4 protein-coding genes and 1 pseudogene are annotated in these 3051 nt (G+C 53.7%); 1 reads left to right on the top strand and 4 read right to left on the bottom strand.

The window, feature by feature from the left end; all coding sequences use genetic code 11:
• Both AB7U36_RS21535 and tsaA read right to left on the bottom strand, forming a co-directional pair.
• Positions 1-967 (bottom strand): hydantoinase/oxoprolinase N-terminal domain-containing protein (locus AB7U36_RS21535; protein WP_428161664.1); only part of this gene is annotated, 967 nt, incomplete at its 3' end.
• A gap of 13 nt (positions 968-980) precedes the next feature.
• Entirely contained in the window at positions 981-1406 is a 426-nt protein-coding gene (tsaA, locus tag AB7U36_RS21530) for a tRNA (N6-threonylcarbamoyladenosine(37)-N6)-methyltransferase TrmO (RefSeq protein ID WP_428161663.1), read from the bottom strand.
• An 82-nt stretch (positions 1407-1488) separates the two neighbouring features.
• On the opposite strand from tsaA, the pseudogene AB7U36_RS21525 reads away from it, so the two are divergent.
• Positions 1489-2073, top strand: a pseudogene (locus AB7U36_RS21525) (nucleoside transporter C-terminal domain-containing protein).
• Between the two features lie 125 nt (positions 2074-2198).
• Here AB7U36_RS21525 and AB7U36_RS21520 read toward each other — a convergent pair.
• Positions 2199-2858, bottom strand: coding sequence for a carbohydrate-binding family 9-like protein (locus AB7U36_RS21520; RefSeq protein WP_428161662.1), 660 nt, complete (start codon positions 2856-2858; stop codon positions 2199-2201).
• Positions 2765-2995, bottom strand: a complete 231-nt coding sequence (locus AB7U36_RS21515; protein ID WP_428161665.1) for a hypothetical protein — start codon at positions 2993-2995, stop codon at positions 2765-2767. Before AB7U36_RS21515 ends, AB7U36_RS21520 begins: the two co-directional genes overlap by 94 nt.
• Positions 2996-3051 lie beyond the last annotated feature (56 nt).

Below are 3051 nucleotides of genomic sequence, written 5' to 3'. Positions count from 1 at the left end.
TGGATGTGCCGCCCATGTCGAAGCCGATGACGGGCTGTTTTTTTTCAGAATCAAAGGTGGTCATGGCATATCCCACCACCCCGCCGGCCGGTCCGGAGAGGATGGCGCGGCTGCCGGTGAACCCGTCAGCACCGGCCAGGCCGCCGTCTGACTGCATGAAAAGAAGGCCTGTATGGGTAAGCTTGTCCTTGAACCCGTGTTTAAAGCTGTCAAGGTAGGTGCGAATATGCGGGTTGAGGTAGGCGTCCACCATGGTGGTATCTCCCCTGGCCACCAGCTTCACCCGCGGCATGACTTTGGAGGAGAGGGAGATCTGGGTGAATCCGATCTCCTGGGCCAGGCGGCCGATGGTACGTTCATGATCCGGCCAGGCATAGGCGTGCATGAGCACGACGGCAAGACTGCGGATGCCCCGATCATAGACAGCCTTAAGATCGGATTTTATGGCCGCTGTATCCAGCGGACGAATCACTGCCAGGCGGTCACCGGTGATCCCCTTCACGATTTTGCCTTCCACTGCCGAGGCGTCCTCATCCTCCCGCAAGATCCTCAGGCGCTCGTCCGCTTCAATGACCTCCCGGTACAGAATTTCGGGTTTTTTGATCTCCAGGTCAAAAATCCGGGGACGGTCCTGGTTTCCGATTTGAAGAATATCACCGAATCCCCGGGTCACCACCAGGGCGCTGGGCGCGCCTTTTCGTTCCAGCAGGGCGTTGGTGGCCACGGTGGTCCCCATGCGAATCCATTCAATCCGGTCGGATTCGAACAGTTCTTTGGGTACGGGCTTGCCGGTCACCTCTTTCAGGATGCGCCGGATTCCTTCACGGGGTGCGTCAGGATAGTTCCGGGGATCTTCGGATAAAAGCTTGATGACCCTGAACCCGGGTTCTCCGGGCACCTCGGCATAGATATCCGTGAAGGTGCCGCCGCGGTCGACGGAAAAACGAAATTTGGCGGGGTCGGACATGGATACTCCTTTTTTATTCTGCGCTTGGACAATCCTCTTCTCCCGTGATCAGGGGCTTGATATCTAAAATCGGTGTGCCGTCAATCATATCAATGTGTTTGACCCCAATGCGTTCTTGGTCTTTATTTGTCACCTCAACGACACTCATGCCGATGGCATTGGGACGGATGGGAGAGCAAATGCTGAACACGCCTCTGGAAGAGGAGCGGTGGGGCGGGGTCTGGAACAGGTATCCTGAATTGAATGCCGGGCTTTTATGAAAATGGAAAAGCACCACAATCTTTTGTCCGATTTCAATATCACGCAGGGCAGGCGCAAATTCAGGCTGAATCTCCAATACCCCTTTTTCCTGTGACACGGACCAGTGCCGGGGTGTTTTTGTTGCATTGGTTCTGACAAAACCGATGGGCTTGAAGGAAATGGTTGTGTTCTTTGTCATTATAAACACCTTTTTGGGTTGAGAAAATGTCAATTTAACACAGTTAATTTATATCGTACACGTTCAATATGTTTGACCAGCAATTCTAATTTCAAAAATCATGATTCCTGAAACCAAAGATGTTACAGAAGGGCAACTGTCAACGCCAACGGTTTACAAAAGCGTTATGGATGCCGTGACCACGGGCACGGTGTCCCGCATTGATCTTATGATCAATATTGTGGTCATGATCATCGTTTTTGTGGCCATGGTGAGCCTGATCAATATGGCACTATGACTTATGCCGATGTTGGATGGGCAGCCGTTCACCCTGCAGCGGATTTTAGGCTGGATCATGGCACCTGCAACCTGGGTGATGGGTATCCCATGGTCCCAAGCCCCTGCCACGGGGGCTTTGATGGGAACCAAAACAATTCTCAACGAATTCATCGCATACCTTGATTTGACCCGTATGCCTTCAGGCGAAATAAGTGAACGCAGCCGCATCATTATTTCATATGCCATGTGGGGTTTTGCAAATCAGGGCAGCCTGGGTATTATGATCGGCGGCATGGGCGGTATGGTTCCGGAAAGAAGGGATGAAATCGTATCTTTAGGTTTTCGCTCCATCGTTGCAGGCACGTTAGCCACATGTATGACCGGATCTGTTGCCGGGATATTTTTATAGTGTTTGTGGGGTTTTCAATTCCCCGTTCCTGAAAACCTGCGATTCCAATATTCAGGGTCACCATGTTTTATCTGCCTTGTCTTGCAGATCCTTTCACTCTGTCGGGAGGACGCTTTTTCCTGGCGTCATTGGAAGCAGAGGGCGCCAAAGGCCCGGGGATGGTGAAAGTCCGGGGCCGGCAGGTCCACCGGCGCCCAGGTCAGCCAGTGAGGGTGGGAGGTGTTGTCCGCACATTTGTAAAAGTTGGCCCGCCAGGCCTTGCCCGGTTCGGGGTGAGTTACGGCCGTGTACGAGGAAAGCAGGTCAAAGGGGATTCTGGCACTCAGGAACCAGAGTACTGGATCCTGGACCTCTGGGCTCACAATCTTGGGCAGGGAGGCGTCCCGAAGGATCCGGGCACAGTCTGATACCGGGATTTCAACGGGATCTTTCCTGGGCAGGGTCTGGAAGTGAAACAGGATGGTGCCCCCGCAGTTCATCTCAAGGTTGAAGTACCCCTGGTCCGGGTCCGGCCCCGGAGTAAAGAAGAATTCGACGCAGCTGTCCTGGTATACGCGATCCTGATCGGTCCGGGCCAGGGCCCGGATATACCGGTCCTGGACCCGGAACATCAGGTAAAGGGCCTGGTCGTCATAGGCCAGCTTGACCCGGGTGTCCGGGAAGTGGCGGGGACGTTCTCCCATATGGCAGGTCAGTTTCTGGCTGGAGACGGCATTCCATGGGGGTTTCTGCCATGATGAGGCATCCACCCGGAGTCGGTCCTGTCTGGCAACATAGTGCTGCATGGCGTTCCTTTGAAAGAGAAACAGAAATTTTTCATTTCATATATACATATCCCGTCCACACTTAGAGTCCCGTCAGCCGTTGCCCGGCAACCCGTTTCATCCATGGTGCATGCGCTTATGTGGGCCTGGACAACAATGTTTGAATTCGAGCGGATGATCTGTCCCCGGTATGTCCATTCATGTTCATCTCCTT

This window comes from Desulfobacter sp., from assembly GCF_050177295.1.
The sequence above is the reverse complement of the archived record's forward strand: the minus strand, read 5'-3'. Positions and strand labels throughout refer to the sequence as shown.

Excerpts from the sequence above, each read along its gene's own strand:
- tsaA (WP_428161663.1), bottom strand. The coding sequence starts at position 1,406 with ATGACAAAGAACACAACCATTTCCTTCAAGCCCATCGGTTTTGTCAGA.
- AB7U36_RS21520 (WP_428161662.1), bottom strand. The coding sequence starts at position 2,858 with ATGCAGCACTATGTTGCCAGACAGGACCGACTCCGGGTGGATGCCTCA.